Source organism: Streptomyces physcomitrii, assembly GCF_012273655.1.
Taxonomy (GTDB): Bacteria; Actinomycetota; Actinomycetes; order Streptomycetales; family Streptomycetaceae; genus Streptomyces; species Streptomyces physcomitrii.
This window is the reverse complement of record NZ_JAAWWP010000026.1, coordinates 17799-41915: the sequence shown is the minus strand read 5'-3', so window position 1 is coordinate 41915 and position 24117 is coordinate 17799. Positions and strand designations below refer to the sequence as shown.

The 24117-nt window shown below is 73.0% G+C and carries 16 protein-coding genes; 9 read left to right on the top strand and 7 right to left on the bottom strand.

The annotated features are described in order from the left end of the window. The first annotated feature begins 531 nt into the window (after positions 1-531). Both HFV08_RS28340 and HFV08_RS28335 read left to right on the top strand, forming a co-directional pair. Positions 532-2034 carry a protein phosphatase 2C domain-containing protein gene (locus HFV08_RS28340; RefSeq protein ID WP_168543303.1) on the top strand — a complete coding sequence of 501 codons (1503 nt, stop codon included), beginning with the start codon at positions 532-534 and terminating at the stop codon, positions 2032-2034. 86 nt (positions 2035-2120) lie between these two features. Next, positions 2121-3863, top strand: coding sequence for a pyruvate dehydrogenase (locus tag HFV08_RS28335; RefSeq protein ID WP_168543302.1), 1743 nt, complete (start codon positions 2121-2123; stop codon positions 3861-3863). A gap of 18 nt (positions 3864-3881) precedes the next feature. On the opposite strand, the gene HFV08_RS28330 is transcribed toward HFV08_RS28335, so the two are convergent. Continuing rightward, positions 3882-5240 carry an acyltransferase gene (locus tag HFV08_RS28330; protein ID WP_168543301.1) on the bottom strand — a complete coding sequence of 453 codons (1359 nt, stop codon included), beginning with the start codon at positions 5238-5240 and terminating at the stop codon, positions 3882-3884. 269 nt (positions 5241-5509) lie between these two features. On the opposite strand from HFV08_RS28330, the gene rfbH reads away from it, so the two are divergent. Continuing rightward, the gene (gene rfbH, locus HFV08_RS28325; protein ID WP_168543300.1) at positions 5510-6811 is read left to right on the top strand and encodes a lipopolysaccharide biosynthesis protein RfbH; all 1302 of its coding nucleotides are present in this window, start codon (positions 5510-5512) and stop codon (positions 6809-6811) included. A 114-nt stretch (positions 6812-6925) separates the two neighbouring features. Here rfbH and HFV08_RS28320 read toward each other — a convergent pair whose 3' ends face one another. Together HFV08_RS28320 and HFV08_RS28315 are read right to left on the bottom strand one after the other, a co-directional pair. Then, positions 6926-8149 carry a macrolide family glycosyltransferase gene (locus HFV08_RS28320; protein ID WP_168543299.1) on the bottom strand — a complete coding sequence of 408 codons (1224 nt, stop codon included), beginning with the start codon at positions 8147-8149 and terminating at the stop codon, positions 6926-6928. 54 nt (positions 8150-8203) lie between these two features. Further along, entirely contained in the window at positions 8204-8794 is a 591-nt protein-coding gene (locus HFV08_RS28315; RefSeq protein WP_246342144.1) for a dTDP-4-dehydrorhamnose 3,5-epimerase family protein, read from the bottom strand. Positions 8795-9005: 211 nt separating this feature from the next. Between HFV08_RS28315 and HFV08_RS28310 the strand changes: the two genes are divergently transcribed. Further along, entirely contained in the window at positions 9006-10004 is a 999-nt protein-coding gene (locus HFV08_RS28310) for an NAD-dependent epimerase/dehydratase family protein (RefSeq protein ID WP_168543297.1), read from the top strand. Between the two features lie 121 nt (positions 10005-10125). Here the strand turns inward: HFV08_RS28310 and HFV08_RS28305 are convergent, their stop codons facing one another. The 4 genes from HFV08_RS28305 to HFV08_RS28290 all read right to left on the bottom strand — a co-directional run bounded on the left by HFV08_RS28305 (position 10126) and on the right by HFV08_RS28290 (position 13514). After that, entirely contained in the window at positions 10126-10911 is a 786-nt protein-coding gene (locus HFV08_RS28305) for an AfsR/SARP family transcriptional regulator (RefSeq protein ID WP_168543296.1), read from the bottom strand. Next, positions 10905-11921, bottom strand: coding sequence for a dTDP-glucose 4,6-dehydratase (rfbB, locus tag HFV08_RS28300; protein WP_168543295.1), 1017 nt, complete (start codon positions 11919-11921; stop codon positions 10905-10907). The genes HFV08_RS28305 and rfbB overlap by 7 nt, the downstream gene beginning before the upstream one ends. A gap of 88 nt (positions 11922-12009) precedes the next feature. Continuing rightward, the gene (locus tag HFV08_RS28295) at positions 12010-13257 is read right to left on the bottom strand and encodes an activator-dependent family glycosyltransferase (RefSeq protein WP_168543294.1); all 1248 of its coding nucleotides are present in this window, start codon (positions 13255-13257) and stop codon (positions 12010-12012) included. Positions 13258-13301: 44 nt separating this feature from the next. Next, positions 13302-13514 (bottom strand): ferredoxin, encoded by a 213-nt coding sequence (locus HFV08_RS28290; protein ID WP_168543293.1) that lies wholly within the window; start codon positions 13512-13514, stop codon positions 13302-13304. 308 nt (positions 13515-13822) lie between these two features. Between HFV08_RS28290 and HFV08_RS28285 the strand changes: the two genes are divergently transcribed. From HFV08_RS28285 to HFV08_RS28265, 5 genes are all read left to right on the top strand, one after another. Beyond that, positions 13823-15046 carry a cytochrome P450 gene (locus HFV08_RS28285; RefSeq protein WP_312885866.1) on the top strand — a complete coding sequence of 408 codons (1224 nt, stop codon included), beginning with the start codon at positions 13823-13825 and terminating at the stop codon, positions 15044-15046. A 70-nt stretch (positions 15047-15116) separates the two neighbouring features. Then, positions 15117-16337 carry a cytochrome P450 gene (locus tag HFV08_RS28280; protein WP_168543292.1) on the top strand — a complete coding sequence of 407 codons (1221 nt, stop codon included), beginning with the start codon at positions 15117-15119 and terminating at the stop codon, positions 16335-16337. A gap of 194 nt (positions 16338-16531) precedes the next feature. Beyond that, on the top strand, positions 16532-19420 hold the full coding sequence (locus tag HFV08_RS28275) for an ATP-binding protein (protein WP_168543291.1): 2889 nt from the start codon (positions 16532-16534) through the stop codon (positions 19418-19420). Between the two features lie 639 nt (positions 19421-20059). Next, a complete protein-coding gene (locus HFV08_RS28270; protein WP_168543290.1) occupies positions 20060-22885 on the top strand; it encodes a helix-turn-helix transcriptional regulator in 2826 nt (941 codons plus the stop codon). A 616-nt stretch (positions 22886-23501) separates the two neighbouring features. Beyond that, entirely contained in the window at positions 23502-24077 is a 576-nt protein-coding gene (locus HFV08_RS28265; protein WP_168543289.1) for a helix-turn-helix transcriptional regulator, read from the top strand. The last annotated feature ends 40 nt before the right edge of the window (positions 24078-24117 follow it).

Here is a 24117-nt window from a genome sequence, read left to right as displayed (position 1 = left end):
TCCTTCCTGCTCGAACATCTACACGCAGTGCTTTTCCCTCCCGCGCCCTCCGTCACTCCTGTTGAGCCCCTCCGACTCCCGGAGTTACCCGGGAGTTCACCTCTGGTGCGGGGCCACCGAGCGCACTTCCCGCACAGAAACTCCAGGAAACCTCCCCCGAGGTTCCGGACAACCTTCCCGCTGTCATGTTTTCGCAGGTCAATCGCCCTGGAGCGGGACAACGGAGCCGATGCGCCGCCGTGCGCTGTCCACCATGCGGTCACCGGCTCGTTTGGAGCTGGCCGGAAACGGCAGACTAGAAAGGATGCACGGGGCAGCGGTCCCCTCGGATTCCGGTTCTCACCGACGGTTTCCGGGTGTGCTGCCCCGCTCCGGCCGTGCCGGGCCGGAGCGCGCAGTCGACCGCCGGGCAGCACTGCCGTGGGGGGTGGAGCGGCCCGGCGGTCTTGTGTTCTCTCCCATGGGAGGCCGCACGGAAGACGATTTCGCCGATGGGCGGATAGACGCGAGCCGTGCGGTGAGAATGGGTGCATGAAGCAGGGGGACGGGACCGCGGGCCACGACGACTGGTGGCGCGACTTGTACGACGAAAGCACCGAGGACACCGGCGAGGCCTCGTCCGGGGACACGCTCGACGACCGTTTCGCCTCGGCGGCGGGCACACTGCGCCGCGGCCGGACGCCCGAACCGGACCCGGCCCCGGGCACCGGCGACGAACCGGCCGAGCCCCCCGCCGGAAGCACCTGGGACCGCCCTCCGGAGGAGGAGAGCGCATCCCGGGCCCCCGTGCCCGGGCCCCGCGCCGATTCCGACGAAGCGCTCCTGGAACCCGACACGGAACTCCTGCTGCCCGGACCGGGCGCGCCGCCGGCCGACCCGCGCGAGGCACCGGCCGCCCCCGGCCGCCCGTCCCGCACCGCGACCGGCCCCGCCGCCCCGGCGGCAGCCGCGCCCGCCGTCCGACCGCCCCGGCCCCGGGCTCCGTGGGAGCCGCCCACCGCCCAGCCCTCGCAGCCGCGCACCTTCGCCTCCCGCCCGGCCGAGGCCGCTCAGCGGACCGCGGACGCCCCGGCCCCCGCCGCCGGGCCACCGCCACGCGTGCGGTACGTGGGCGAGGAGCCGCCCGGTTACGCGGCCGAGCCGGTCGCGCTCCCGGCGGCCGACCCGGAGGCGCTGGAGGAACTGGTCGCGGACACCGTCCTGGACGGGGCGCGGTACGGCTCCTGCACCCTGCGGGCCGTCTCCGTACGCGGCGACGCGGCGCGCCACCTGGGCGAGCCGCGCCGGGACAGCCTGCTCACCGCCCGCTTCGGCGAGGGGGAGGACGCCCTCGTCCTCCTCGCCACGGCCACCGTGGCGCCCGGCGGGGCCGGTGCCCACCGGGCCGCGGCCGAGGCCTGCGCCTGGCTGGGCGAGGCCGTCGGGCGCAGCCACGCCCGGCTCGCCGAGGACATCCGCGCCGAGCGCCGCGCCGACCTCAAGTCCGGGCTGCAGCGCCTGACCGACCGCAGCCTCGGCAAGCTGCGGGCCCGGGCCTCCGAGCGGGGCACGGACCCGGCGGGGTACAGCGCCGTGCTGCGCTGCCTGCTGCTGCCCGCCGATCCGCGCTGCCGCAGCCGGGTCTTCTTCGGGGTGGGCGACGGCGGGCTCCTGCGGCTGCGCGAGGGGCGGTGGGAGGACATCGAGCCGAGCACCGCCGGGCAGACGGTGGACGCCGGGCCGAGGACCGGCGGCGGACCCGACACCCTGCGCCTGGGCGTGAGCGCCCCGCCGAGCCCCTATGTGCCCGCCCGCGAGCACGCCCGGGACCCCTTCCGCTTCCAGGTCTCGGTCGGCCGCCCGGGTGATGTCCTGCTGCTGTGCGGGCCCGGCCTTGCCGCGCCCCTGCGGGGCGAGCCGGCCCTCCTCGCGCACCTGGCCGACCGCTGGCAGGGCCAGGAACCGCCCGGGCTCGCCGATTTCCTGGCGGACACCCAGGTGGGGGTCAGGGGCTACGCGGACGACCGGACGGCCGCCGCGGTGTGGGAGGCGTGAGGGGACCAGGTGTGCATTGATGGACGGGCGGCGGCCGGTCCATCGGGCGCCGCGGGGCCGAGCGGCGACCTGGAGGTGCGGGCGGGATGGCCAAGCAGAACATCGCCGAGCAGTTCGTGGACATCCTGGTCAGGGCGGGGGTCCGCAGGCTCTACGGGGTGGTCGGCGACAGCCTCAACCCGGTGGTGGACGCGGTGCGGCGCACCCCGGCCATCGACTGGATCCACGTACGGCACGAGGAGACCGCGGCCTTCGCGGCCGGGGCCGAGGCCCAGATCACCGGGAGCCTCGCCGCCTGCGCCGGATCCTGCGGGCCGGGCAATCTGCACCTGATCAACGGCCTGTACGACGCCCACCGCTCGATGGCCCCGGTCCTCGCCCTCGCCTCGCACATCCCCTCCAGCGAGATCGGGCTCAGCTACTTCCAGGAGACCCATCCCGACCGGCTCTTCGCCGAGTGCAGCCACTACAGCGAGATGATCTCCAGCCCGCAGCAGATGCCCCGGCTGCTGCAGACCGCGATCCAGCACGCGGTCGGCCGCAGCGGGGTGAGCGTCGTGACGCTGCCCGGCGATGTCGCCGACCGGCCCGCACCCGAACGGGCCTCGGAGCACGCCCTGGTCACCTCGCGGCCCACGGTGCGCCCCGGCGACGCCGAGATCGACCGGCTCGCCGCCCTGATCGACCAGGCGGACCGGGTGACCCTCTTCTGCGGCAGCGGCACGGCCGGGGCGCACGCGGAGGTGATGCAGCTCGCCGAGAAGATCAAGTCCCCGGTGGGCCACGCCCTGCGCGGCAAGGAATGGATCCAGTACGACAACAGCTTCGACGTCGGGATGAGCGGTCTGCTCGGGTACGGGGCCGCCTACGAGGCCACCCATGAGTGCGATCTGCTGATCCTGCTCGGCACCGACTTCCCGTACAACGCCTTTCTGCCGGACGATGTGAAGATCGCGCAGGTCGATGTGCGGCCGGAGCACCTCGGGCGGCGGTGCAAGCTGGACCTCGCGGTCTGGGGCGACGCGGGCGAGACGCTGCGCTGCCTGATCCCGAAGGTCTCCCCGAAGACGGACCGCCGCTTCCTCGACCGGATGCTCAAGAAGCACGCGGACGCCCTCGAAGGGGTCGTGAAGGCCTACACCCGCAAGGTCGACAAGCACGTACCCCTGCATCCCGAGTACGTCGCCTCGGTCCTGGACGAACTCGCCGCCGAGGACGCGGTGTTCACCGTCGACACCGGCATGTGCAATGTCTGGGCCGCCCGCTATCTCACGCCCAACGGCCGCCGCCGGATCATCGGTTCCTTCTCGCACGGCTCGATGGCCAACGCGCTCCCCCAGGCCATCGGCGCCCAGTTCACCGACCGGTCCCGGCAGGTCGTCTCGATGTCCGGGGACGGCGGATTCGCCATGCTGATGGGCGACTTCCTCACCCTCGTCCAGTACGAACTCCCGGTGAAGGTGGTCCTCTTCAACAACTCCGCGCTCAGCATGGTCGAACTGGAGATGCTGGTCGCCGGACTGCCCTCGTACGGCACGGCCAACCGCAATCCGGACTTCGCGGCCGTCGCGCGGGCCTGCGGCGCCCACGGGGTCAGGGTGGAGAAGCCCAAGCAGCTCGCCAAGGCCCTCAAGGAGGCCTTCGCGCACCCGGGCCCGGCCCTGGTCGACGTGGTCACCGACCCCAACGCCCTCTCCATCCCGCCGAAGATCAGCGCCGACATGGTCACCGGTTTCGCGCTCTCCGCCTCCAAGGTCGTCCTCGACGGAGGCGTCGGCCGGATGGTCCAGATGGCCCGCGCCAACCTGCGCAACGTGCCCCGGCCCTGACCGCCCGCCGCCCCGGTCTCAGTGGGAGGGGGCCAGGGCATGCAGCCGCTTGTGCCACTCGGGCGTGCGCAGCGCCTCGGCGGCGGCCAGCGGCAGACTCAGGTGGACGTCGCGGCTGTAGTCGTCCTGGGGGGTGGGGGTGACCAGGACGTTCCAGGGGATCGGGATGGAGGGGTACTCGAACCAGAAGGGCCGCCCGGAGCCGAACTCCACCTGGTAGACCGGCAGTCGGCTGACGTTGTTCATGCCCACGGTGTCCTCGAAGGAGTCCAGGGACATCCGGCTGAGCACCCGGCGCACCCGCCCGGCCCGCCGCTGGGCCTCCAGATAGGCACTCTCCTCGCGGATCCGCTCGGGGGTGACGCGGTTGAGCGCCTCGCGTACGGCGGCGACCGTGCGCTCCGCGGGCTCCTCGCGCAGTACCCGGGTGGGCAGGGTGGCGGTGATGTTGGAGACGGCGTTGCCCCAGAAGCCCTCGGGGTACTGCTCCTTGAGCGCCCCGCGCAGCCCGACCACCAGCCCCAGCCGCTCGGTGCTCTGTGGCGGCCGATCGCGCAGCGCCGCGAGCACCCGCCAGATCTGCGCGGTCAGGGCGTCCCCGCTGGAGACCTCGATCCCCTCGCCGGCCAGCCCGGCGGCCGCCGTCTCCCGCAGCGCGAGGACCTCCTCGGAGGAGAAGCGCGTGGTGAGGGTGGGCACCCGCCGCGCCCCGGCGTTGACCCGCCACAGGAAGCCGAACTTCCGGCGGCCGGAGACCAGGGTGTACTGCGGGTCCTCGGCTGCCGCGCGGGTGCCGGCCGCCATCTCCTCCAGCGGCGTCCGGTCGTGGGGCGCGGGCGCGCCGGGCTCCAGGCCGCGGTGGATCCGGGACCACCGCAGGAGGAAGTCCACGAAGCCGCCGCCGTCGACGATGCTGTGGTTGATGGACACCCCGAGGACGGAGCCGCCGCCCCGCATCTGGGTCACCTTGACGGTCAGCAGGGGGGTGTCGTGGTCGACGACGCGGAAGGCGTTGACGGAGTGCAGATAGTGCCGCAGGTCCTTCTTGGCGGACAGTTCGGGCCCGTAGTCCGGCATCGCACGGTCGCTGCGGGAGACGCGGAAGACGGCGCCCGCGTCGTCGCACAGCACGCTCAGGCCGCCGTCCGCGTCCCGGCGCAGCCGCCCGGTGAGCAGGGGGTGGTCGGCCAGGGTGCGGACCAGGGACTCCTGCAGGGCGTCGGCGTCGAGCGTCTGGCGGTAGTAGAAGGTGCGGGAGGTGGCGAAGGTGCCGGTCATCAGGTCGTAGACGCTGAGCCGGACGCGCTGCCCGGTCGGCCGACCGGAGCACAGCGTGCGGGTGCGGTCCTTCTCGCGTGACGCGGGGCCGGATGTCATGACACCTCAACGGGGACGGTACGGGTCGGACACTCCAGCCTGGCCCGCGGGCGGCGAGGAAATCCCTAGGGTGTGCCCGGACGGCGGCGGAGCACCCGGGCCGCTATCGGTGGAAGTCCCTAGTCTTGCCCGGCACTTGTGGCACGCCGGGGCGCGGGCGTGCTGGGCTGGTGACCCGGATCGACGGATGCGGGCCTCCTCATGCGGCTCCGCGTACGACTCCGCCGTACCGCTCGTCCCGACTGGCACACACAGGAGGCCCTCAGCCGATGGGGAACGACAAGAGCGCGATCCTCGACCTGGTCCGCGAATACCATCGAAACAACGAGTCCTCCGGATTCGTGCCGGGCGTCACCCCTGTCATGGCCTCCGGGGCCGTGCTCTCCGAGGACGACCGGGTCGCCTTCGTCGAGGCGGCGCTGGACATGCGCATCGCCGCCGGGGTCAGCTCCCGCAGGCTGGAGCGCGGGCTCGCCAAGTTCTTCGGCCTGCGCAAGGCGCATCTCACCAACTCCGGTTCCTCGGCGAACCTGTTGGCCCTCAGTGCTCTGACCTCCCCGCAGCTGGAGGAGCACCGGCTGCTGCCGGGCGACGAGGTGGTCACGGTGGCCGCGGGCTTCCCGACCACGGTCAACCCGATCCTGCAGAACGGACTCGTACCGGTCTTCACCGACATCGAACTGGGCACCTACAACGCCTCGTTGGAGCGGGTGGAGCAGGCCATCGGGCCCCGGACCCGGGCGATCATGATGGCGCACGCGCTCGGCAACCCCTTCCAGGTCGCGGAGATCGCCCAACTGGCCGAGGACCGAGGTCTGTTCCTCATCGAGGACAACTGCGACGCGCTGGGCAGCACCTACCGGGGGCAACTGACCGGCACCTTCGGCGACATGGCCACCGAGAGCTTCTATCCCGCGCACCACATCACCATGGGCGAGGGCGGCTGCGTACTGACCGACAACCTGGCGCTGGCGCGGATCGTCGAGTCGATGCGGGACTGGGGCCGGGACTGCTGGTGCGAACCGGGCGAGGACAACCGCTGCTTCAAGCGCTTCGAGCAGCAGATGGGCTCGCTGCCGGAGGGCTACGACCACAAGTACATCTTCTCCCACGTCGGCTACAACCTGAAGTCGACCGACCCGCAGGCCGCGCTCGGGCTCCAACAGCTCAGCCGCATCGAGGAGTTCGGCAGCGCACGGCGGCACAACTGGGCCCGGCTGCGCGCGGGCCTGGACGGACTGCCCCACCTGGTGCTGCCGGAGGCCACCCCGGGCAGCGACCCGAGCTGGTTCGGCTTCGCCCTGACGGTGAGTCCCGAGGCGCCCTTCGCGCCCGCCGCGCTGATCGAGCACCTGGAGCAGAGCAAGGTCGCCACCCGCCGCTTCTTCGCGGGCAACCTCACCCGCCACCCGGCCTACGAGGGACGGGAGTTCAGGGTGAGCGGCCCGCTGACCAACAGCGACATCACCACCGAGCGCACCTTCTGGATCGGGGTCTTCCCGGGTCTGACGGACCAGATGATCGACCACAGCATCAGCACCGTGCAGGAGTTCGTGACCCGGCCGCACTGACCGGCGACCGCGTCGGCGACCGCGGGTACGTACGGGGCCGCTCCCTTCGAGGGGGCGGCCCCGTACGGCTGAGCGCCCCGGACCCGCGGTCGTCGCCGGGCCCGGGGCGCCCGGTCAGCCCACGGCGGTCCGGCTCGGCCGCAGCGCCGCCCACTCCTCCGCCAGGTCCGCCGCGCGCGGGGCGCCGCCCGCGCGGCGGACGGCCTCCCGCATCCGCGCCCGCGCGCCGGGACCCGCGGGGTCGGCCAGCAGCTCCGCCACCGCCCGCCCGAGGCCGTCCGCGGTCAGTTCCTGCCTCGCGAGCCCCCTGCCCACGCCGAGCTTCTCCAACTGCCGTGCGCTCAGGTCGAGTTCGTGGGCGCGGGGCAGGGCGACCACGGGGGTCCCGCAGTGCAGCGCCTCCATCAGGCTGCCCATACCGGCGTGGCAGACGAACACGTCCGCGTGCGGGAGCACGGCGGGGTGCGGCAGCCAGGGGTGGGCCTCGACATGGGCGGGCAGCGCGCCGAGGCGGGTGGGGTCGGCGCCCCGGCCCAGGGTCATCACGACGTGCCACTCCTCCGCCGGGAAGGCCTCGGCGCAGACCCGGAAGAAGTCGTCCCGGTCGCCGGACTCGGTGCCCAGGGACACCAGGGCGAGCCGCCGCCCGTCACCCGGCGGCGACCAGAGGCCGGGCTCCGGCTCGGTGAACGTCGGTCCCACGAAGGCGAACCGCTCGTCGAAGCTGTCCCCCTCGACCTGGAACTCCCGCGGCAGGAAGACCAGGTTGCGCTCGTCCCACTCGGCGCCGTAGCGGCCCATCTCGGAGGGCCCGATGCCGTGCTCGGCCAGGAAGGCCATCACCAGCGCGGCGCCCTCGGCCATCACGGGGTGGTCCTTGCCCCACATCTGCGCGCGGAGCGAGAAGACCTCGTTGGCCGCGTGGCTCGGCCACAACTGCACCGGCACCGCGCCCAGTTCGCGAGCGAGGACACGGGCGGGGACGACCGTCTCGAAGTCGTAGAGGACCGCGTCGGGAGGGTCCGCGGCGAGGGCCTCGCGCGCGAGCGGGTAGACGGTGGCCATCGTGTCGGTGAGCAGGGCGTAGCCGTCCCGGGCGAGGCTGTCCGGGTCCGGGTCGGCGGCCCGGTAGAAGTCCCCGCGGGCGGAGGTGTACGTCACCGCCCGGGCCCCGGCCTCCGCCACGACCGAGGCGTAGGCGCCGTCGACGACATAGGTCACGCGGTGGCCGCGGGCGGTCAGTTCGCGGCTGAGGCCGAGGGTCGGGCCGATGTGGCCGAAGTCCGCGAAGAGGAGCAGCGCGAAGTGCCGGGCGGGGGCCCCGCTGCCGAGTGTCATGGGTTCTCCTGGAGGGGTGCGGCGGATGCGGCCGTGGGTCCCGCGGAGCCCGGGTCAAGCGGCCCCGCGGAGCATGGCGTAGTGCGCCAGGCAGTCCTCGTAGGCGGCCAGGGACCCGTTCTCGCGGGCGGTGGCGACGGACATCGCGGAGGAGTCCTTCACGGACATCAGGGGGGTGTCGGACAGGCCCCAGGGCAGGGCGAGTTCGGCGTCGAAGGGGTCGATGTCCACCTGGGTGCCGGGGACGAACTCCGTGGAGCAGTGGTAGGAGACGCAGGTGTCGTCGGTCAGGGCGAGGAAGCCGTGCACCAGGCCCTCGGCGACGAACAGCGCCTCGCCGGAGGCGGCGTCCAGCCAGTTCGCCTCGTGCACGCCCCAGGTCGGGGAGCCGGTCCGCAGGTCCACGACGATGTCGAGGACCGCGCCGCGCACCACGCAGACCAGCTTGGCCTGGCCCGGCGGCAGCAGGGTGCCGTGCAGTCCGCGCAGGGTGCTGCGGCGGGAGACCGAGTAGTTCACCTGGGCGACCGGGAACGGCCGCCCGATCTCCTCGGCCAGGCGCTCGTGGCGGAACGACTCGTAGAAGCTGCCTCGTAGGTCGCACAGCTTGTGCGGCGTGATGTGGTACGCGTCCGGCACAGCCATCTCTCGAACCTTCATGGTGGCAGCACGCTAGGACACGCGCTTCCAGGACCGGTCCAGGACGGGCGGTGAGCCGGTCGAGTTCAACGGGCCCTCAGAGATCCTGGACCGCGGGGTGCCACTGTGGCCGAGCGCCGCCCGCGGACCGCGGTGCGGGCTACGAGCGGACGCGGCGGGCCGGACACGGACGGCCGGCCCCTTGGAGGAGAACGGCATGGTCTTCGTTGCGCGGAGCCTTCCGGACCACGCGGACACCCGCTCCGGCCGGGTGCTGCTCCTCGGTGCGACCGGTTTCGTGGGGCGCCATGTGGGGGCCGCCCTGGAGGCCGCCGGATACGAGGTACTGGCGGTGGCACGCCGCCCGCGCAAGACACCGGCCTCCTGGCGGCTCTACCTCATGGACCTCGCCTCCCACGGGCCCGAGGCACTGACCTCGCTGCTCGACGAGGAGCGCCCGGTCGCCGTGGTCAACGCGGCCGGTGAGGTGTGGTCCTCCTCGGTGGGCGGCATGCGCCTCGGCAACCAGCTCCTGGTGGACCGCCTCCTGGCCGGTCTCGCCCGCTCCCGGGTGCGGCCGCGGCTGGTGCAGCTCGGCTCGGTGCACGAGTACGCCCCGCAGCCCGCGCGGGTACGGCTCTCGGAGTCCTCGGCGGAGCGGCCGACCACCGACTACGGCCGCTCGAAGCTGGAGGGCACCCAGGCGGTGCTGCGCGCCGCGGCCGAGGGCGCCACCGACGCGGTCGTGCTGCGGCTGTCGAACGTGATCGGCGCGGGCACCCCCGCGGGCAGCCTGCTGGGCCATGTGGCGGGGCAGCTGCTCGCCGCCCCGCCCGGCACCACGGCCGAGGTCCGGGTCTCGCCGCTGCGCAGCAGCCGGGACTTCGTCGACGCCAAGGACGTGTCGCGGGCGGTGGTCGCCGCCATGCGGGTGCCCGGGGCGGCCGGCCGGGTGGTCAACATCGCGAGCGGCAGCTCGCAGCACGTACGCGACATGGTCGACCTGCTGATCGGGATCAGCGGACGCCCGGCCCGCCTGGTGGAGAGTTCCCTGACCGGGGTGCGGCCGGTGACGGACACCGACTGGATGGGCGTGGACATCTCCCGGGCCCGCGAACTCCTGGACTGGACGCCCGGCCGCACCCCGCGCGACATGATCGCGGACATGTGGCACGCCGCCGCCGACCTCGCCTCGGACGACCGCGGGAACGGATGACGGCCGGAACGGATGACGCGGGAGCGGATGACGGCGCTCCGGGCACGGCCCGAGGGGGCGCACCCGGAGCGGGAGGACGGCGAGCGGACGGCGGGACGGAAATGAACGGGCGGCGGGCCTGCTAGCCGGGCAGCAGGTCGAGGTCGGCGACGCTGATGCGGTCGGTCAGTACGTGCTGGCGGATGCGCTGCAGACCGGGTGAGGGGTCGAGGCCCAGCTCCTCGCGCAGCACCTCCCGCAGCCGCTGATAGGTCTGCAGGGCCTCGTTGCGGCGCCCGCAGCGTTCCAGGGCGATGATGAGGGTGCCCTGGAACCACTCGTGCAGGGGATACGCACAGGCCAACTCCTTGAGTTCGCCCACGACATGGCGGTGCCGGCCGAGGCGGAGCTGGGCGGTGATGCGCATCTCCTGGGCCTGCAGGTGCAGTTCGTCCAGGCGCATGGCGTAGCCGCGCAGCGTCGGCCCCTGGGTCACATCGGCGAAGAGCGGGCCGCGCCACAGCTCCAGGGCGCGCTCCAGGATCCGGGCGGCCCCGGTGCTGTCGTCCTCGGCGAGTGCCGTCTGCCCCTTCAGGGTGAGCAGGCCGAACTCGTCCAGGTCGCACTCGCCGGTGGCCACCTGGAGCACATACCCCTGCGGGTGGGTCGTGAGCCGGCCGCCCTGCGGGCTGCCCTCCTCGTCCGGCAGGGCCCTGCGCAACTGGTAGGCGTAGGTCTGCACGGTGCCGGTGGAGCTGCGGGGCGGGCGGTGCGACCACAGCTCGTCCGCGATCGCGGGGAGCGGGACCACGGTGTTGCGGCGGGCGAGGAGCAGGGCGAGGAGCTGGCGCACCTTGGGCGCGGTGGGCGTGACGTCGTGGCCGTCGGCGCGCACGCACAGCGGGCCCAGGGTGGAGAAGGTCAGCACGTCAGGTCCCCCCTGCCCGCGACGGCCGCGGCGGTCCTGCGGGCCGCCTGCTCCCAGACCTCCTGGTGCGCGCGGTACCAGGCGACGGTCTCGGCGAGCCCTTCGGTGAAGTCCTTCTGCGGCTTGTAGCCCAGTTCCACATGGGCCTTGCGCCAGTCCACGGAGTAGCGGCGGTCGTGGCCCTTGCGGTCGGTGACGTGGTCGACGCTGTCCCAGTTCGCCCCGCAGGCCTCCAGGAGGAGTTCGGTGAGCTGACGGTTGGTCAGTTCGGTGCCGCCGCCGATGTTGTAGACCTCGCCCGCGCGGCCCCGGGTGCGGACCAGTTCGATGCCCCGGACGTGGTCGTCGATGTGCAGCCAGTCGCGCACGTGCAGTCCGTCCCCGTAGAGCGGTACGCGGCCGCCCCGCAGCAGGCGGGTCACGAAGAGCGGGATGATCTTCTCGGGGAACTGGTGGTGCCCGTAGTTGTTGGAGCAGCGGGTGACCCGTACGTCGAGCTGGTGCGAACGGTGGTAGGCCAGCGCGATGACATCGCTGGCCGCCTTGGACGCGGCGTACGGGGAGTTGGGGCTGAGCGGCTGGTCCTCGGCGCAGGAGCCGTCCGGGATGGAGCCGTAGACCTCGTCGGTGGAGACGTGCACGAAGGTGCGCACCCCGTGCCGCAGTGCCGCGTCGAGCAGGGTCTGCGTGCCGAGCACATTGGTCCGCACGAACTCGGTGGCGCTGGCCAGCGAGCGGTCCACATGGGACTCGGCGGCGAAGTGCACGACCTCGTCGTGCTCGGCCATCAGGGCGTCCACGGTCCCGGTGTCGCAGATGTCGCCGACGACCAGGCGGTAGCGCGGGGAGTCGGCGACCGGGTCGAGGTTGGCCGGGTTGGCGGCGTAGGTGAAGGCGTCGAGGACGGTGACGCTGACGTCGTCGGGCCCCTGCGGGCCGAGCAGCGTCCGGACGTAGTGGGACCCGATGAAACCGGCACCGCCGGTCACCAGGATGCGCGTCTGACTCATCTCGGTACGGCGCTTCTCCGGTGGAACGAGCGGGCGCCGTCCTCCCTTCTCGGGGTACGGGGTTGGGTGCGAGGTTCCGGAAGGCGGCTCAGCGGGCGGCGACGAGCCGTTCCAGGGTGCCGACGACCTCGTGCGGGCCGGGCATGGCGGCGGACTCGTCGCGCAGGCGCCGGGCCGCGACGGTGTAGGACGGCTCCTCCAGGAGGCGCCGGGTCAGCTCGGCGACACGTGCGGCGCCGGCTTCGCTGTGGTGCAGGAAGTGACCGGCCCCGGCGTCCTCCAGGGAGCGCCCGCGCAGCTCCTGGTCGGCGACGAGGGTGGACAGGGCGAGCTGCGGTACGGCGTTGACCAGTGCGGTGGAGAAGGAGCCCCAGCCGCCGTGGTGGACGACCGCCGCGCAGGAGGGCAGCAGGGTGTTCAGGGCGACGCCGCTGGCGGCGCGCACATTGTCCGGCAGGGTGCCGAGCTGCTCCACCGTGTCGGGCGTGAGCGCGGCGACCACCTCGGCGTCGAGGGCGGCGAGTTCGCCGAGGATGTCCCCGACCGGCAGGTAGTCGCCGCCGTAGGCCTCGGAGTTGGTGCGGCCGAGGGTCAGGCAGATCCGGGGGCGCTTGGGCTCCTCGCGGAGCCAGTCCCACCGCACGGCGGGGCCGTTGTAGGGCACATAGCGCAGGGACACCTGCTCCAGACCGCTCGGCGGACGCAGGCTCGGCGGCAGGGTGTCCAGGGTGAACTGGCCGTTCAGGAGCTCCTCGTCGCAGGGCACGCCGTAGGGTCCGCCGCGCTCCTCGATCCACTCGGCGAGCGGGTCCTCCCGCTGCTCCTCGGGGACGTCGCGGGCCAGCTCGACGAAGGTGCCGCGGGCCTGCCCGTACACATCGGCGCACCACAGCAGCCGGGCGTGGGCGGCGCCGCAGGCACGGGCCGCGATCCCGCCCGCGTAGGCGAGGGGGTCGCGGACGACGAGGTCCGGTTTCCAGTACCGGGCCAGTGCGACGAGGTCGTCGACCACGGGGTCGTTGTAGCGGGCGAAGCCCCAGGGGACGGAGACGCGGTACCGGCCGAGCAGGCTCTCGTGGTCCACCTCGCCGTAGCCGAGGCGGCTCCAGTTGGCGACGTCGGCGTCCTGGGAGTCCCGGGAGCCGCTCATGTCGCGGTGCATGGCGTTGTCCGTGCCGACGGGGGCGGCGACGAGTCCGGCGCCGGTGATGTGCGGCGTCAGGGACGGGGCGTTGGCCATCATGACCTCGTGGCCCGCCACGGTCAGGGCCCAGGCCAGCGGGACCATCGTGTAGAGGTGCGACTTCTCCGGCAGACCCGCGAACAGCACGCGCATGGTTTCCACTTCCTCGTCGGAGGGCGAACGGACGGTGTCGTGCCTCAGTCCCGCGGGCGCGCGGCCCCGGCCGTGGAGATCGCGCCGAGCGGACACATCTCGGCCGCCTCCCGCACCGCCTCGTACTGGTCGGCTCCCGGGTCCTGGACCAGCAGCACGGACAGGCCGTCCTCGACGCGCTGGTCGAAGACCTCAGGAGCGATGAGGGCACACTGACCGGCGCCGATGCACTTGTCGTGGTCGATCGAAATGTCCATGAGCAGGCCTCTTCACACACGGTCGGAGTCGACGGGCGGCCGGGATGTGCCCCATCTTGCGGGGCTCCCCCACCTATGGGGACGTCCGCGCCGAGCTGTCTGGGGTTTCCTCCAGAGATTCGCCGCGCCCGGCGGCCGCGCGGGGTTCCCGCCGGGGCCGGTACTCGGTGAATCCCTAGAGTCCGCGGCTCGTACTGGCCGCGCGAGAGGCCCCCGTGCTGGAGTGACCGCTACCGCGCGGGGTGCCAGGGCCCGACTCCCGTGACGCGTGCACCGTGCGGGCGACGACCTCTGCGAAAGGTGACCCAGTGGCGCAGCAAGGCATCTCGGAGGTGCTCGATCCGGCCCAGGCGGCCGCCGCTCTCCCGGACCGCGCCCCGACCGTGGAACCGGACGGCGGTGACACCCTCCTGGCGTGGGCGGCACGCATGCGCGCCGAGCAGCCGGTGTGGCGGGACGGCTCGGGAATCGTCCATGTCTTCCGGCACGCCGACGTCCAGCGCATCCTGGCCGACCCCGCCACCTTCTCCTCGGACACGGTCGGCCGCCTCTCGCACGGCGAACGGCAGGCTCCCCGGGGCACCCTGCTGCTGCTCGACCCGCCGCTGCACGGCAAGATGCGCCGGCTGATCAGCAGGGCCTTCACCCCGGGGCTCGTCGCGGGCCTGGAACCGGCCATCACCGAGCTGACCGCCGAACTCCTCGACCGGGCCGAGGGGGACCGCTACGACTTGGTGGACGTCCTCGCCAACCCCCTGCCGGTGACCGTGATCGCCCGCATGCTGGGGGTGCCGGGCGAGGACCGGATGCTCTTCCAGGGCTGGGCCGACCAGCTCCTGAACACCGATCCGGACGACCCGGAGAGCGTACGCGCCATGGAGGAGACGGCGGTCGGCATCACCGCCTACCTCCAGACCTTCATCGACGAGCGGCGCCGCTCCCCCCGCGGCGACCTCCTGGGCGTCCTGGTCGAGGCGGAGCTGGAGGGCGAGCGGCTGGACGACGAGGACATCGCCAGCTTCGCCACCCTGCTCCTGATGGCCGGGCACATCACCACCTCGGTCCTGCTGGGCAACACCCTGATGAGCCTGGACCGCGACCCCGAACTCTTCGCCCGGGTACGCGCGGACCGCTCCCTGGTGCCCGCGGTGATCGAGGAGACGCTGCGGCTGCGCCCGCCGTTCACCCGCATCGAGCGGGTCACCACCACCGAGGTCAGCCTCGGCGGGGTGGACATCCCGGAGAACGGCCTGGTGTACCTGTGGCTGCTCTCCGCCAACCGCGACGAGTCCGTCTTCGAGGAGGCGGACTCCTTCCGCCTGCACCGGTCCAACGGCAAGCAGGCCGCCTTCGGGCACGGCGTGCACTACTGCATCGGTGCGCCGCTGGCCCGTCTGGAGGGCCGGATCGCCCTCGACGCGCTGCTCGACCGCTACGCCCGTATCGAGGTCGACCCCGAGGTGCGCCTGTCCTGGCACGGCACCAACGTCTTCGGTGCCCGCCGCCTTCCGCTGCGCCTCGAACGGTCCTGAACCCGCGGCCCAGGCCGCGCCCTTGCCCCCTTTCCGACGCCTCCCGCATCCCGCATCCCTCGGAGCGACCATGAAGACCAGGCCCGATCCCCCCGTGATCCCCTCGGACCGCGGCGGCTGCCCCTTCGACCCGCCCGCCGACTACGCCCGGCTGCGCGCCGAGGACCCGGTCAGCCCCGTCACCTTCCAGGTGGCGCCCGGCGACCCGAACGGCTGGCTGGTGACCCGGCACGACCTGGTGCGCGAGATCCTCGCCGACGAGCGGTTCAGCCACCGCAACGAACTGCTCGCGCACGTCGTCGCGCCGCCCTTCCCGATGGACGAGTACAAGCCGGTGCCCTCCGCGCCCGGCTCCTTCGCGAAGATGGACGCCCCCGAGCACACCAAGTACCGGCGCCTGCTGGCCGGGCACTTCACCCTGCGCCGTATCCAGGCCTACGAACCGGAGCTGGAGCGCCTGGTCGACGAGACCCTGGAGGAGATGGCGGCCAAGGGCTCGCCCGCCGACCTGGTCACCGACTGGGCGGAGGTCTTCAGCCTGCGCTCGGTCTGCTCGCTCATGGACGTCACCCCCGAGCTGATGGACGGCATCGCGGAGCACTTCGGGGCGCTGATGCGGCTGACGTACACGCTCGAGGAGTTCATCCACCACATCGAGTCGATGGACGCGCTGATCCGGCCGATGGTGGCCGCGCGCATGGCCGAGCAGGGCGAGGACTTCTTCGGGCGCCTGTCGGCGACCGGCGAGCTGACCGAGGACGAACTGGTCAACCTGGCCGTCCTCACCCTCGGCGGCTCCCTGGACACCACCCCGAACATGCTGGCGCTGAGCACCTTCGCGCTCCTCGAACACCCCGAGCAGCTCGCCCTGCTGCGCGAGCGCCCCGAGCTGTACGAGGCGGGCGCGGTCGACGAGTTGCTGCGCTATCTGACCATCTCCCAGATGGGGTCGAGCCGGTGCGCCGTGCAGGACGTCGAGCTGGGCGGGCGCACCATCAAGGCCGGGCAGACGGTGGTGCTCTCGCTGCCCGCGGCCAACCGCGACCCGGAGGTCTTCACCGACCCCGACCGCCTCGACGTGACCCGGATCCCGCGCAAGCACCTGGCGCTCGGTTTCGGTGCCCACCAGTGCCTGGGCCAGCACCTGGCGCGCTCCAGCATGCGCATCGGTCTGCGCAAGCTCTTCGACCGCTTCCCGAGCCTGCGGCTGGCCAAGCCGGCGGCCGAAGTCCCGCTGCGCGACCGGTCGGTCCACTACGGAGTGGACGAGTTGCCCGTCGCCTGGGACTAGATCGCCCGCGGACGGGACACATTGAGGTGTATGCGTCTCGAACCGTAGAGAAGGCCGCGTTCAGGAGGGGTATCCGGACAGCCGTCCGGTACGCGCCCGGACTGAGGCCCCCGTCGGCCGGCGGGGACAGCACGCAGCACTTGAGCCGCCCCGGCCGGCGGCTCCTGAGGCTCCTTCGGAGAGGGTGAACCGCCATGACCGTCGTCACCGGCGAGCGCAGTCCACATGGTTCGGGGAAGACCGGCGCGCCACCCGAACTCGTGGAGCGCGAGCGTGAACTCTCCGTCCTGACCGAGGCCGCCCGGCGGGCGGCCGCCGGGTCCCCCGGGCTGATCGTGCTGGAAGGACCGGACGGCATCGGCAAGTCCGCGCTGCTGCGCGCCCTCGTCGATGCCGCTCCGGCCCTGCGCGTGCTGACCGCGCGCGCGGAGCCGGAGCAGCGGCAGACGCCGCTGAGCCTCGCCCGGCGCCTGGTGGCCCCGCTCGCCGAGGCGCACCGCGCGGATCCGGCCCTGCCCTGGCCCGTGCACCCCGAGAAGTCCGCGGACCACGCGGTGCGCGGCAGGTCTGATATCGATGTCAACGCCGTCCCGCACGGCCTGCTCGCGGAGTTGTACGAGCTGCTGCGCTCAGCGGCGACGCACGGGCCGCTGCTGCTCGCGGTGGACGACGCGCACCTGGCGGACCCGGCCTCGCTGCACTTCCTCGCGCACACCGCGCGGCGGCTGCCCGGCCAGCCCGTGCTGCTGGCCCTGAGCTGCCGCGGCGGCCACGCCTCCGCCTCCCTGGACGAGATCGCGGCCCAGCCCCAGTGCCGCACCCTGCGCCCCCGTCCGCTGACCGCCGAGGGCATCGGCCGGGTGGCCCGGGCGCTGACCGGCTCCGCGGGCGACGCGCAGTTCCAGGGTTCCTGTCTGGCGGTGACCGGCGGCAATCCGCTCCTGGTGACCCGGCTGGTCTCGGCGCTGCGCGAGAACGGCCTGGACCTCACCGTCGAGAACATCACCGCGGTCGACGGCCAGGGCGCGCAGTCCTTCCGCAGCCGGATCGCGCATCTGCTGAGCCAGCAGCCGGACAGCGTCCTGCGCGCCGTCAGGGCGATGGCGGTCCTCGGCGACGGCACCCCGACCGACCTGTGCGGGCGGCTGGCCACCCTCGACGAACCCGCCTTCGCCCAGTCGCTGTTCACCCTGAACTCCCTCGGCCTGGTGGGCTTCACCGCCGGCGCCGGCGCCTGGTCCTTCACCCACCCCGTGGTCCGCGAGGCCGTCCTGGACGGCCTCGGCGAGCACGAGGGCGGCGTCGCGCACGGCCGGGCCGCCCGGCTGCTGCACGACAGCGGGGCCCCCACCGCCGAGGTCATCGTCCAGCTCCTGCGGTCCCGGGGCACCCCCACCGAGCCGTGGGCCACCACGCTGCTGCGGGAGGCCGCCCGGGAGGCCATGCTGGCCAGCAGGCCGGAGCGCGCGGTGGAGCTGCTGCGGCCCTGTGTACCGGAGGGCCGCGAGAACGACTGCTCCCCCGCGCTGCTGACCGAACTGGGCGTCGCCGAGGGCCGGGTGGACCCCGAGGCGGCGGTCGGGCATCTGACGGTGGCCCTGAAACGCGCCATCGACCCCGAGCTGCGGCTCACCGCGCTGAGCGCGCTCGCGGTGGGCCTCGCCCGCACCGGGCAGCTCGCCCGTGCCGTGGGACTGCTCAACCGGCACCGCACCACCGGCGCCGAGGACGGCGTCGCGAGCGCCCAACTGCTCGAAGCCCAGCTGCTGATGGCGGTGATCGGGAGCCGCGAGGCGTACCTGGAGCTCATCGAGACCGTGCCGCTCGACCTGGACCTGCCCGGTGAGACCCCGGCGGAGCGGGTGCTCGTGGCCACCCGGGCGGTCCTCGTCGCCTCCCGCATGGACCGGGTGCCCGAGTGCCTCGCCGCCACCCGCAGGGCCTGGCAGCGCAGCAGCCCGACCACCGACTCGTACGCCTTCCTGGCCACCGCCGCCACCTCGCTCCTCTACACGGACGCGCCGCGCGAGGCCGAGGACGTCTTCCGGCAGCTCATCCACGGCGGCGAGACGCTGCCCGAGGACGAGTGCCGCAACGCGCTGGGCCTCAGCGCGGACGCCTGTCTGCGGCTCGGCTCCCTGGAGGCGGCCCTCAAGTCCGCGACGCGGGCGCTGAAGGACACCGACCTCGCGGCCGTCAGCCACCACCAGGCCCTGGCGCTCGCGATCCGGCTGCATGTCTTCCTGGAGCAGGGGGACCTCGACGCGGCGAGCGCGGCGGTGGCCGGGTCCCCCGACCCGAAGGACGAGGACGCCTGGCAGTGGAACGAACTGCTGGGCGCCCACGGCCGGCTGCGCCTGGCGCAGGGCGACGCGGAGGGCGCGCTGGCCCTGCTGACGGAGTGCGGGCGGCGCCAGCGCGCCTGGCAGCGCACCAACCCCGCGGTCTCGCCGTGGTGGTACTGGGCGGGCCGGGCGCACCTGGCCCTGGGGCAGTACGCCGAGGCGCGGGAACTCGCCGACGAGGCGATCGGCCTGGCCCGCGCGGGCCGGCTCCCCTGCGCCCTCGGCACGGGTCTGGAACTGCGGGCGGCGGCGGTGCGCGACCCGCGGGAGCGGGCGGCTCTCCTTGAGGAGGCGGAGTCGGTGCTCGCCCCGACCGGGGCGGAGCTGATACTCGCCCGGGTGCGCGTGTCGCGGGGCCGGGCCCTGTACGAGCTCGGGCAGAAGGAAGCCGCCCGGGAGGTGCTGCGCAAGGGCTGGAACGCCTCGTACGCCGCCGGGGCGCGCGCCCTGCACGAGGAGGCCCGCAAGGCGCTGCTCGCCACCGGGGCGCGGCCGCGCCGCCCGGTCTCCAGCGGTCTCGGCTCGCTCACCCGGAGCCAGAGCCAGGTGGCGCGGCTGGCCGCGGAGGGCGCCTCCAACGCGGAGATCGCCGAGACCCTCTTCGTCACGCAGCGCACCGTCGAGGTCCATCTGACCTCGGCCTATCGCAAGCTCGGCGTCTCCGGGCGCCGCGAGCTGCGCGGTGCCCTGCGTCCCCCCGAGGAGGGCACCCGGCCGAAGCCGGGCCGCCCCGCCTGACACTCGCCGTACGGCCCGGGGCACTGCCCCCGCGGCCGCCGCCCCAGCCACAGCCGTCCCCGGCGGACCGCCCTCGCGCGGCCCCGCCGGGGACGGTTTTCCGTGTGCCGGCGGGCGGGCGGAGGGCGCGGTCGGGGGCTTCGACGGACCGCCTCCGCCAGTTCATCGCTTTGTCACCTGAGAGTGAAAGAGTCGTAGCTGATCGTTTTCGGCAGATCCCCTTGTGGGCGTGGTCTCCGCTGTGGTCTGCTCAGTCATTCTCGCGGAATTGAACAACTCTCAGGACTCTGTCTGCATGAGCGACTCCACGGGCCACCGACACCACCGGCCCTGGCCCGTGTGCAGGTGCACCTGCGCGCGGTGTCTCCCGTTGGCGCGGGCCCGCCGGGCACGCCGGAAGCTCCCGTGCGTCCATCGCAGGCTGCCGGTTCGGCCACCTCCCGATCCGGCGGTGGCGACCCGCCGCCCGGCTGTCTGACCTGCCCCGCGCACAGCGGTCCTCGGTGACCCGTCCCTTCCCGTCCGCGGAAGGGCGGCTCCGTCGTACCCGCCGCGCCGCGGGTGCACCACTGCGATCACGGATCCCGCACCCCGCCGACCCCGAACGGCGTACGGACCGTGCGACGAGGGAGGGGCACCATGCTGCTACTGGAGCGCGACGAGCTGAGAGAAGAGGCCGCCGCGACACTGCGCCGCGCCGCCGCGGGAGAGGGCTCGCTGCTCGTGGTGCAGGGCGCGCTGGGCGTCGGCAAGTCGACGTTCCTCGAAGCCCTCTCCGAGCTGGGCCGCGAGGAGGACACGCTGCTCCTGAGGGCGCAGGCCGCCGCGGCCGAGGAGAGCTTCGGTCTCGGTGTCGTACGGCAGCTCGTGGAGCCCGTCCTCGCCGCCGCCTCCACCGAGCAGGCCAGGTCCTGGCTGCGGGCCGCGGCCGAGGGCGCGCCACCCGAGGTGCGCGCCATCGCGGAGTCGGGCCTGGAGGCTCCCTGGTCGGCGCTGACCGTGCAGGGGGCGCCGCGCTGGCTGGCGGCCCTGGTCGACGCGATGGCCGACGGCCGCACCGTACTGGTCATCATCGACGACCTGCACTGGTGCGACGTCGAATCCCTGAAGGTGCTCGTCCACACCCTGGCCTGCCGCGGCGGCATGCGCATCGTTTTCGCCGTCTCGGTACTGACCGGCGATATCCGGGGCAACCGCTGTTACGTGCATGATGTGCTCGCCCTCGCCGACCGGACCTGTGTGCTGCGCTCCCTCGGCGGCGACAGCGTCCGGCGGCTGGTCGAGGAGTCGTGCGGTGCACCGGCGGAACCGGAGTACGTCGAGGCCTTCCGCGTCCGCACCGGCGGCAATCCGCTGCTGCTCGGCGCGCTGGTGGACGAGGCGCAGTTCCGCGGGCTGCGTCCGACCGCCGCCCAGGCGCCGATGGTGAGCCTGCTCCGGCCGGAGAGCGTGCGCCAGCGGCTGGCCGGCTTCCTGCGGTCCCAGCCCGACCATCTGCGGCGCGCCGCGCACGCCCTCACGGTGCTCGGCCCCGACAGCGATCCGGAGCTGCTCGCCGACCTCGCGGAGCTGGACGGCGCCCAGTGCACGGAGGCCCTGCGGGTGCTGCGGCTGGCCGGGCTGGTGGCGGAGGACGGGTGGACCCTGTCCACCGGGTCGCTCCTTCGGGACCTGCTCGAGGAGAGCATGCCCGCCGAGGAGCGCACCGCGATGCGCAGCGTGGCGGCCGAACTGCTGCACCGCAGCGGCCACTCCGCCGAACTCGCCGCGAACCACCTGATGTCCACCCTCACCCTGCCCGGCGACAAGGCGGTGGACATCCTGCGTACGGCCGCGCGCAGTGCGCTGCACCGCGCCTCCACCCGCGACGCGGCGCGCTATCTGCGGCGGGCGCTGCTCGAAACCTCGCTCACCGGACCGGACCGGGCCGGCCTGCTCATCGAACTGGCGGGCGCGGAGCGCAGCTTCGCCACCGCGGCCTCGCTGCGCCATGTCGTCGAGGCGGTGCCGCTCCTCGACTCGGTCCGCGAACGGGCCGCCGCGGTCGTACGCCTCGGGCCGCTCCTGATGGACCCCTCGGCCTTCCGGGTCGACGCCATGATGCGCGAGGTGGCCGAGGAGCTGACGGCTTCCGGGACGAAGGGGCCCGAGGAGCGCGAACTCGCCCTGCGGCTGCAGGCCCGCGAGCACGTCCTCAGCGCCCAGGATCCCGCGCACATCGCCGAGGCGGTGCGCCGGTTCGAACAGCTCGGACCGCACCCGAGCATGGACACCCCCGGCGAGCGGGAGCTGCTGACCGCGCTGATGCACATCGTCTTCGTGGCCAACGCGGTACCGGCGGCACGGCTGTCGGCGCTCTGCGCGCGGCTGCTCGAACAGGAGCCGCCCTCCTTCGAGCATGTGCACAGCACCCTGCCCCTGGTGGTCAACATCCTCGCCGCCTCGGGCCAGACCGAGGGGGCGGCGAGCTGGCTGCGCGAATCGCACCGGCTGGCGCAGCACCGCGGCGGCGACGTGGAGCAGGCCATCATCCGCGCGGAGCAGGCCCTGGTGGCCTTCGCGGACGGCCAGCCCGTCTACGCCCGGCGCAAGGCCCTGCAGGCGGACGCCCTCACCGGTCCGGAGACCAGCGGCCTGCCCACCATGCTGGTCGCGGTGCTCGCCATCGTCGCGCTGAACACCGCCGATCCCGCGCTCGCCGAGAGCATCCTGGTCCAGTACCGGCGCAGCGCGGGCAACGCGCATCTCAGCGCGCTGCTGCACGTGGCGCGCGGCACCAGCGCGGTGCGGCGGGGTGAACTGCGCCCCGCGCTCGACCACTTCCGCACGGCCGGGCTGCACATGGAGCGGATCGGCTGGCGCAACCCGGTGGCCCTGCCCTGGCCGTCCTGCGTCGCCCTCGTCCACCACCGGCTCGGTGAGCACGAACAGGCGAAGGCCGCCGCACGCCAGGAGGTCGAGCAGGCCCGGGCCTGGGGGGCGCCGACCGCGCTCGGCCGGGCCCTGCTGGCCCTCGGCCGGGTGAGCGAGGAGCGCGAGGGCTCGGCGATCCTGGAGGAGGCCGTCGCGGTCCTGGAGCAGGGGACCAACGGATACGAACTCTGCCGGGCCCTGTACGCCCTGGGCAGTCACGCCGAAACGGAACCGGCACGGCGCGCCAACGCACTCAAACGGGCAGAGGAACTCGCGCACGAATGCCAGGCCGACTGGATGCTGACCAGAATTCAGTCCCTTCGGTCCGAGGCGCCGCCCGCCGCCGTGCGGAAGAAGTCGAGATTGACGCCCTCGGAACGCAGGGTGGCAGGCCTCGCGGCCACGGGACAGAGCAACCCGGAGATTTCCGGCGAGCTCGGAATTTCTTCGCGCATGGTCGAGAAGCACCTGTCGAACACCTACCGGAAACTCGACATACCGGGCCGCCCCAGCCTGGCCGCCGCGCTCGCCGAATTGGACGAGGAAGCCTGACAACGCGTTCCGCCATTCATGTGCGGACGCCTGCGCACCCGACGGGCAGCAGTCGGGCATCGAAATTAGGGAAACGGGCATCGAGCCGCTACGGTCATCATGCACTGCGCAAGCGTCTATCCTGACATTGCACAGGGCAACTAAACGTCAAACCTCCAGGCGGCGAACGCTTGATGAGCTGCGCAACATGACGGAAACACTGCACGGTACGCTCGCCAATATGGCGATTTGACCCTCGGGAAACCGCTTGCGCCGCATGGTTCGGCACCGAACCACCGAACCCCCGAACCACAATGTTTTGGCGGTACGCAAAACCTTGCTTGACCGACCTGCTCGGCATTCCTAGGCTCAATCACAGTTGATTTCGGAGCGGCTGGCGGCATATCGCCGCGCACTCCTTATCGCTATACCACTCTGCCTTGTGTCCTCCCGGCGATATCTGTATCCCCCATGCTTATACACAGAAAGTCGGTACCCCGTAGTGACCACACAGATGATCAGCGATCACCACACCGGCGAGCCGACGGCGAAACGCCGGGCGGCCGCCTCACGAAGGCAGTCCGCGGAAACCCGGCCGCATCCCGTGGCGGCCCCTCGGCGCGCATACACCGCGCACATGGACCCGGCTATGCACATCCTCGCCGCGGAGCCGGATTTCGCCCGCCAGTTCGGCCGCACCTCGGCCGAGACCTGCGGACGCAGCCTCTACGATCTGCTGCACCCGAGTTCTCCCACCGTCCTGGGCCGGCACTTCAGCCGCCTCTCGGAGGGCCGCTGCAACCGGTTCGCCGAGCGCGTCGTCGGCATGGGCGGTGCCGGGCGGGCCTTCTCCGGCGAACTGACCGGCATAGCGGTGCAGAACACCGCCGGCAACCTGGTCGGCATCGTTGTCCAGGTGCGCCCCGACGAGGCGGCCGCCCCGGCCCCCGAGGACGCGGCCGTCAAGCCCAAGGAGAAGCTCCTGAGCAGCCTGGACGCCCAGGTCCTGGAGGGCGTGGCCAGCGGCGCCTCGACCGTGCAGCTCGCGGCGCGCCTCTATCTGAGCCGGCAGGGCGTGGAGTACCACGTCGGTCTGATGCTGCGGAAGCTCCGCGCGCCCAACCGGGCCGCACTGGTGGCCCGCGCCCACTCGATGGGGATGCTGACGGTCGGTCAGTGGCCGCCGCGGGTGCTCCCCGAGTTCATCAAGTAGCGGCACCGCGCCCTCCGCAGGGCGCACGGGCCACGGCCCC